The organism is Actinomadura sp. NPDC048955, assembly GCF_040649435.1.
In the GTDB taxonomy this organism is placed as follows: Bacteria; Actinomycetota; Actinomycetes; order Streptosporangiales; family Streptosporangiaceae; genus Spirillospora; species Spirillospora luteofluorescens.
On sequence record NZ_JBEZJI010000088.1, the window covers coordinates 20,125 to 27,387 of the forward strand.

The window sequence follows — 7,263 nt, forward strand, 5'->3', positions numbered from 1 at the left end:
CGCCGCCCGAACTGCGAGTTCGCGCGAAGGCGGGGCAGGGCGTCACATCGGCCTGCGCGCAACGGGCGCGCGACCTGGTGACCGTCGGATGTGAGGTGGGCGTGGTGCTGCGCTTGGGCGTGAGAGGTACTCGAACGACGTGCGAGGAGAAGCATGAGTGAGGACGTAGGGGAGGCGGCTCTGGGTGGATGTTGCGGGGGCGGCGGTTGCTGCACCGACACCGAGCAGTCCGTGGATCCGGCGCTTTCTGTGAGTGAGGCCAAGGACCGTCTCGATGGGCTGCCGGTGGTGGTCATCGGGGCGGGGCCGGTCGGGTTGGCCGCGGCCGCTCACCTGGCCGAGCGCGGGATGGACTTCGTCGTCCTGGAGGCCGGGGACGTTGGCGCCGCGGTGTCCGAGTGGGGGCATGTCCGGCTGTTCTCGCCCTGGCGGTACGACACCGACGCCGCCGCGCGCCGGCTGCTGGAGCCCACCGGCTGGACCCTGCCCGACCCCGACGCTCTGCCCACCGGCGCCGACCTCGTCCGCGACTACCTGGTCCCGCTTTCCCAGGTGCCTGGAATCGCCGGGCGGATCCAGACCGGCACACGGGTGACCGCTGTCGCCCGGAACGGGGTGGACGTCACCCGCACTCTCGGCCGAGACGAGCTCGCGCTGCTGGTCAGGGCCGTCGGGCCGGACGGCGCGGTCACCGACCTGACCGCCCGCGCCGTCATCGACGCCTCGGGCACCTGGGGGCGCGGCAACCCGCTCGGCCACTCCGGGCTCCCCGCTCCCGGGGAGGACCGGGCAGCCCCCTACCTGACCGGGCCGCTGCCCGACGTGCTGGGACGTGACCGCGACCGCTTCGCCGGGCGTCACACCCTGGTCGTCGGCATGGGCCACTCGGCCGCCAACACCCTGCTCGCCCTGGCCGAACTCGCCAAGGCCGCACCCGGCACCCGCATCACCTGGGCGGTACGGGCCTCGTCGGTCGCCCGCCTGTACGGCGGCGGCGACGCCGACGGGCTGCCCGCACGCGGCGCGCTGGGCACCCGTTTGAAGACGGCCGTGGAGGGTGGAGAGATCTCACTGGTGCGGGCCTTCACCGTCACGGGCTTCGAGGCTCCCGAAGGCGGCCCCACCGCCGGGCCCGTCCGCGTTGTCGGGGCCGCGCCGGACGGGGAGCGCGTCATCGAGGCCGACACCGTGGTCGCGGCCACCGGGTTCCGGCCCGACCTGGACATGCTGCGGGAGGTGCGCGTCGAGCTCGATCCCGCCACCGAGGCGCCCGTGCGTCTCGCCCCGATGATCGACCCGAACTTCCATTCCTGCGGCACCGTCCCGCCGCACGGCGAACGCGTCCTCGCCCACCCCGAAACCGGCTTCTACCTGGCCGGCATGAAGAGCTACGGCCGGGCCCCGACGTTCCTGATGGCCACCGGGTACGAGCAGGTCCGCTCCGTGGTCGCCGCGCTGGCCGGAGATCGCGCCGCCGCCGACGCCGTGGAACTCGATCTGCCCGAGACCGGTGTCTGCTCCACCAGCCTGGTCACCGAGGACCAGCTGCCCGGAGCGGCCGGCGGCGGCTGCGGCGATTCCTGCGGCACCGAACCCGTCCAGGTCGCGCTCCAGACCGTCCCGGCCGAGACCGGGGGCGCTTCCTGCTGCGGTGGTCCGGAGCCCCAGACGGTGACCATCGGCGTAGCCGCACCCACAGGTCAGGGCTTCGCGACCGGACGCGTCCACGGCCGTGTCGGCGACGCCGAACGAGCCGGCGACTGACAGGGCGCGCCATGAACAGGCGAGCCCAGATCCGCAGGCTCGCCCGCCCGCGGCCGCGCCCTGGAGCGCTGTGGGCCCCGCATTTCCACCCCCGACCCGTGAGGTGTCTGATGTCCGAGAAACCCAGCGTGTTGTTCGTCTGCGTGCACAATGCCGGACGGTCTCAGATGGCCGCCGCCTACCTCACCCACCTCGCCGGTGACCGGGTGGAGGTCCGCTCCGCCGGATCCGAGCCCGCCGGGCAGGTGAACCCTGCCGTCGTCCGGGCCATGGCAGAGGAGGGCATCGACATCTCCGCCGAAATGCCCAAGGTCCTCACCGTCGACGCCGTCCAGGCCTCGGACGTCGTCATCACCATGGGCTGCGGCGACACGTGCCCCGTGTTCCCCGGCAAGCGCTACCTCGACTGGCGGCTCGACGACCCGGCGGGTCAGGGCGTCGACGCCGTCCGTCCCATCCGCGATGAGATCCGCGCACGCGTCGAGGCGCTCGCCGCGGAGCTCACGGCCTGAGAGTCCGGCGGGTTCCCGCCCGGTCAGGAGGAGACGGCCTCGCCGGGGGCGCCGGGGTCGATGCGGCGGTCGCGGTTGCGGTCGTTCCAGGCGCGCATGCGGGGCGGGTATCCGACGATCTGGACGTCGTACACGGGCAGGCCGAGGTCGCGGGCCACCTTGCCGATGACCTTGGGAGAGCCGACGCGGCGGCGAGTCCACTCGCCGTCGTGGGCGACGGCGACGGCCGTGGTGTCGGTGGCGTACGTCTCGGGCTCGACGAAGAACTCGACGCCGCGGCGGGCGCGGGCGAAGGCGATCAGCGCCTCGATGTCGGAGTCCGTCGCCTCCCGGTCGAGCTTGGTGACCGTGGAACCGCGGTGCCTGCGGATCCCGAACCGATCCCGGAACCTCATCGTCAACCCCGTCGTCTGGTCCCGCCCGGAACCGCTCCGGAGCGGGCTTGCAGGTGTACGACGGTAACGAGGCCGGCGGCGCGCCGGTTCCCGACACAGCGGCGGCGACCCCGGCGGGCCGGGGGGCCGCGCCCTAGACTGGCGCCTTCGGGGGATCATCACGCGGGGGTGTCGATGAACGGGCCGAACCTTGTTCGGCGGGTGGCCGGGGCCGTGCTCGCGGTCGCGGTGTTCGGGTTCCTGAGCACCCTCACCCCGGCCCAGGGCAAGGTGAGGCCCGTCGCGCGGACCGAACGCCCCAAGGCCGGACCCGAGCCGAGACCGGCGGCGCCTCCCAAGCCGCCGCCGCCCGACTGCGCGCGGGCCAAGTGCCTGGCGCTGACGTTCGACGACGGGCCCGCGGAGAGCACCGCGGAGCTGCTGGACATCCTCGCCGCCCGCAAGGTCAGGGCGACGTTCTTCATCGTGGGCGAGAACGCCGCGAGGCACCCGGAGCTGGTGCGGCGCGAGCTGGAGGCCGGGCACGAGATCGCCGACCACAGCTACACGCACGCCGACCTCGGAAGGGCGTCCAAGAAGAAGATCATGGCGGAGCTGACGCGGACGCAGGACGCGATCCGGCGGGCGTCGGGGGTCACGCCCGTGCTGCTCAGGCCGCCCTACGGGTCGACCTCCGAGCGGCTGACGAAGATCACGCGGGAGCTGGGGATGGCGCAGGTGCTGTGGACGGTCGACCCCCTCGACTGGGAGCACCGCGACACCGCCTACGTCGAGAAGCGGGTCTTGAAGGCGGCGCGGCCCGGCTACATCGTCCTGATGCACGACATCCATCCGACGAGCGTGCGGGCCGTCCCGAAGATCATCGACCGGCTGGCGGCCGAGGGGTACGTGTTCGTCACGGTGCCCGAGCTGTTCGGCGGGCGCCTGACCCCGGGGAAGGAGTACGTCCAGCGGAATTCAGGGGATCCTCAGGGTCTTCCCTGATGGCCCCGCGGCGGGGCCGCGCGGAGCATGGGCGTATGAACAGCAGCTACGCGGTGGGGGATCTGCGGGTCTCGGACGCCGAGCGTGAACCGGTCATCCAGCGGCTTCAGGACGCCTACGCCGAGGGACAGCTCGACGAGGACGAGTTCGACCTGCGCGTGCAACTGGCGATGACGGCCAAGACGCGCAACGACCTCGGCGCCGTCCTCCTCGATCTGGTGCCCGCCCCCGCGGGGCCCGTGGCGGTCGAGGGCGAGGCGGCGACCGGCGAGGACCGGATGCTGGCCGCCGTCGCGCACGCCGTCGCCGTACCCACCCTGTTCGTCGGCCCGCTCGTGCTGATGCTGCTGAGCGGCAAGCGGTCGCCCTACGTCCGGCGGCAGGCGGCGGAGGCCGTGAACTTCCAGGTGACGCTGCTGCTGCTCACGATCGTCACCTTCGGCGTCGGCGGGGTCGTGTACGCGGTGGCGTGGGTGCTGTCGGCGATCGCGGCGGTCTTCGCGCTGACCGGCCAGACGTTCCGCTATCCGTGGATCCTGCGCCTGGTGAAGTGAGGCGGGGCGCACGGGCCCGGCGTTGAACGCGGCTCGGGTTTGTCGGAGTACCCCTCCGGGGAGGGTTGACGTGGTCGCGTCGAGCGCGACCGGCCGCCTCCAGGAGATGGAACGACGCCTATGCGCACGCCCGTGGGTTTATTCCCCTCTCTACCTGTGACTCCTTTAACGTCCGAGTTATGTGGACCATGCATGGGATGATCGATTAACTATGCGAGGGAGGGGTAGATGACGGAGCTTGCGATCAAGGGCGATCACCAGCGGGCGGTGGAGGCGCTCCGGAGGTCCTACCAGGCCATCCCGGCGGGCACGCCGGTGCGGTTGGCCAAGCGGACCTCCAACCTGTTCCGGTGGCGCGACCCCTCGGAGGCGCCCGGCCTGGACGTCTCCGGGTTCGACAAGGTGCTGAGCGTCGACCCGGACGAGCGGACCGCGCAGGTCCAGGGCATGACGACCTACGAGGACCTGGTCGACGCGACGCTGCCGCACGGTCTGATGCCGACGGTCGTCCCCCAGCTGAAGACGATCACGCTGGGCGGGGCGGTGACCGGGCTCGGCATCGAGTCGACGTCGTTCCGGGACGGGCTGCCGCACGAGGGCGTCCTGGAGCTGGAGGTCCTCACCGGCGACGGGCAGATCGTCACGGCCACGCGCGACAACGAGCACAAGGACCTGTTCTACGGCTTCCCGAACTCCTACGGGACGCTCGGCTACAGCCTCCGGTTGAAGATCGAGCTGCGGGCCGTCCGGCCCTACGTCCGGCTGCGGCACCTGCGGTTCACCGACGCGGCGGAGCTCGCCCGCGTCCTCGGGGAGATCACCGAGTCCGGGACGTTCGAGGACGAGACCGTCGACTTCATGGACGGTACGGTCTTCGGCGCGGACGAGCAGTACATCACGCTGGGCTTCTTCGCCGACTCCGCGCCCTACACCTCCGACTACACCGGCCAGAAGATCTACTACAGGTCGATCCAGCAGCGGTCCGTCGACTTCCTCACGATCCGCGACTACATCTGGCGCTGGGACACCGACTGGTTCTGGTGCTCGGGCGCGTTCGGCGTGCAGAACCCGACCGTCCGGAAGCTGTGGCCCGACAAGTTCAAGCGCTCCGACGTGTACCGCAAGCTGGTCGCCTACGACCGCCGGTACCACATCGTCGCGCGTGCGGAGCGCTGGCGGGGGCTGCGGCCGCGCGAGGACGTCATCCAGGACATCGAGGTCCCGGTCGAGCGGCTTCCGGAGTTCCTGGAGTTCTTCCACGACAAGGTGGGCATGGCCCCGATCTGGCTGTGCCCGCTGCGCGCGAAGGAGCGGTGGCCGCTGTACCCGCTGGACGTGGGACGCCCCTACGTGAACGCCGGTTTCTGGGGCACGGTGCGGATCCCGCCAGGGCAGATCCCTGAGTACCACAACCGGCTCATCGAACGTAAGGTCGCCGCCCTCGACGGCCACAAGTCCCTGTACTCGACCGCCTTCTACGGCCGGGACGAGTTCTGGCGGTACTACGACGGGGAGACCTACCGGCGGCTCAAGGGGTCCTACGATCCCGACGGGCGGCTGCTGGATCTCTACGACAAGTGCGTGCGCGGGCGCTGACCAGGCGCCCGCAGTTCGGGGGAGCCCCGCGCGGGAGGCGGCCGATCCGCCGCCGCCCGGGCCGGGGCGAAGAGACAGGAGGAACCAAGATGACGCTGGCCAGGGTCTTCGAGCAGCTCGCCGGGGCTGAGGCGCCAGTGGAGTTCACGGCCTACGACGGATCTCGGGCGGGGGTGCCCGGCGCCGACATCCGTTTCGACGTGCGCTCACCGTACGCGGTCTCGTACCTGCTGCACTCGCCGGGCGCGCTGGGGCTCGCCCGCGCCTACGTCACCGGCATGATCGACGTAGACGGCGACATGATCGCGGCGTTGACGACGATGCAGCAGGTGCTCAGCGATGTGACGCCGCGCGACAAGGCGAGGATCGTCGGCGGGGTGCTGGGCGATCCGCTGCTGCGCGCCGCGGCGTCGCGCCGGCTGGACCCGCCTCCGCAGGAGGCGCCGTTCAGCCGGATCCCGTCGTGGCTCCGGCACTCCAAGAGGCGGGACGCGCGGGCCATCTCCCACCACTACGACGTGTCCAACACCTTCTACGAGTGGGTTCTCGGCCCGTCCATGGCCTACACCTGCGCGTGCTACCCGCATGAGGGCGCCACGCTGGAGGAGGCGCAGTTCGCCAAGCACGACCTGGTGGCCAAGAAGATCGGCCTGAGGCCGGGGATGCGGCTGCTGGACGTGGGCTGCGGCTGGGGCGGCATGGTGATGCACGCCGCGAAGGAGTACGGCGTCAAGGCGCTCGGGGTGACGCTGTCCAAGCAGCAGGCCGAGTGGGCGCAGAAGGCGATCGCCGACCGGGGCCTGTCGGACCTCGCGGAGGTCCGGCACATGGACTACCGCGACGTCACCGAGACCGGCTTCGACGCGGTCAGCTCCATCGGCCTCACCGAGCACATCGGGAAGAAGAACCTTCCGGCCTACTTCTCCTTCCTCCACGGGAAGCTGAAGAAGGGCGGGCGGATGCTGAACCACACGATCACGCGTCCGGACAACACGTCCCCGTCCCGCAAGGAGAACGGGTTCATCAACCGGTACGTGTTCCCGGACGGCGAGCTCGAGGGCCCGGGCTACGTCCAGTGCCAGATGAACGACGCGGGGTTCGAGATCCGGCATCAGGAGAACCTGCGCGAGCACTACGCGCGCACGCTCACCGGCTGGTGCGAGAACCTCGACGCGCACTGGGACGAGGCCGTCGCCGAGGTCGGTGAGGGCACCGCCCGCGTGTGGCGCGTCTACATGGCGGGCTGCGTGCTCGGCTTCAACCAGAACTGGATCCAGCTGCACCAGACGCTCGGCGTGAAGGTGGAGGACGACGGCACGAGCCACATGCCGCTGCGGCCCGACTGGGGATCGTGACGGCGTCACCGCTTCGACCGCCGACGAGCTCGCGGGCATCCTCGTGACGCTGCTCGGCATCGCCGGGACGGTCGCGCTGGCGTTCACCACCGAGTGGGCGCTG

General features: G+C 71.2%; 7 protein-coding genes. 6 read left to right on the top strand and 1 reads right to left on the bottom strand.

The window, feature by feature from the left end; all coding sequences use genetic code 11:
* Window positions 1-249: 249 nt before the first annotated feature.
* Window positions 250-1,764 carry an FAD-dependent oxidoreductase gene (locus AB0C84_RS42375; RefSeq protein ID WP_361077570.1) on the top strand — a complete coding sequence of 505 codons (1,515 nt, stop codon included), beginning with the start codon at window positions 250-252 and terminating at the stop codon, window positions 1,762-1,764.
* Window positions 1,765-1,874: 110 nt separating this feature from the next.
* Window positions 1,875-2,276, top strand: coding sequence for an arsenate reductase ArsC (locus tag AB0C84_RS42380; protein WP_361077573.1), 402 nt, complete (start codon window positions 1,875-1,877; stop codon window positions 2,274-2,276).
* 23 nt (window positions 2,277-2,299) lie between these two features.
* On the opposite strand, the gene AB0C84_RS42385 is transcribed toward AB0C84_RS42380, so the two are convergent.
* Window positions 2,300-2,671, bottom strand: a complete 372-nt coding sequence (locus tag AB0C84_RS42385) for a hypothetical protein (protein WP_179847107.1) — start codon at window positions 2,669-2,671, stop codon at window positions 2,300-2,302.
* 174 nt (window positions 2,672-2,845) lie between these two features.
* On the opposite strand from AB0C84_RS42385, the gene AB0C84_RS42390 reads away from it, so the two are divergent.
* The 4 genes from AB0C84_RS42390 (at window position 2,846) to AB0C84_RS42405 (ending at window position 7,160) form a co-directional block, all read left to right on the top strand.
* Window positions 2,846-3,655: a polysaccharide deacetylase family protein gene (locus tag AB0C84_RS42390; RefSeq protein WP_361077576.1), complete on the top strand. Its 810-nt coding sequence runs from the start codon at window positions 2,846-2,848 to the stop codon at window positions 3,653-3,655.
* A gap of 35 nt (window positions 3,656-3,690) precedes the next feature.
* Window positions 3,691-4,209 carry a DUF1707 and DUF4870 domain-containing protein gene (locus AB0C84_RS42395; RefSeq protein WP_361077579.1) on the top strand — a complete coding sequence of 173 codons (519 nt, stop codon included), beginning with the start codon at window positions 3,691-3,693 and terminating at the stop codon, window positions 4,207-4,209.
* Between the two features lie 228 nt (window positions 4,210-4,437).
* Window positions 4,438-5,805, top strand: coding sequence for an FAD-binding oxidoreductase (locus AB0C84_RS42400; RefSeq protein WP_339154575.1), 1,368 nt, complete (start codon window positions 4,438-4,440; stop codon window positions 5,803-5,805).
* A gap of 89 nt (window positions 5,806-5,894) precedes the next feature.
* Window positions 5,895-7,160, top strand: a complete 1,266-nt coding sequence (locus AB0C84_RS42405) for a cyclopropane-fatty-acyl-phospholipid synthase family protein (RefSeq protein WP_179847111.1) — start codon at window positions 5,895-5,897, stop codon at window positions 7,158-7,160.
* Window positions 7,161-7,263: the final 103 nt, after the last annotated feature.

Coding starts and splice junctions, on each gene's coding strand:
- AB0C84_RS42380 (WP_361077573.1), top strand. CDS start 1,875: ATGTCCGAGAAACCCAGCGTGTTGTTCGTCTGCGTGCACAATGCCGGA.
- AB0C84_RS42385 (WP_179847107.1), bottom strand. CDS start 2,671: ATGAGGTTCCGGGATCGGTTCGGGATCCGCAGGCACCGCGGTTCCACG.
- AB0C84_RS42390 (WP_361077576.1), top strand. CDS start 2,846: ATGAACGGGCCGAACCTTGTTCGGCGGGTGGCCGGGGCCGTGCTCGCG.
- AB0C84_RS42395 (WP_361077579.1), top strand. CDS start 3,691: ATGAACAGCAGCTACGCGGTGGGGGATCTGCGGGTCTCGGACGCCGAG.
- AB0C84_RS42400 (WP_339154575.1), top strand. CDS start 4,438: ATGACGGAGCTTGCGATCAAGGGCGATCACCAGCGGGCGGTGGAGGCG.
- AB0C84_RS42405 (WP_179847111.1), top strand. CDS start 5,895: ATGACGCTGGCCAGGGTCTTCGAGCAGCTCGCCGGGGCTGAGGCGCCA.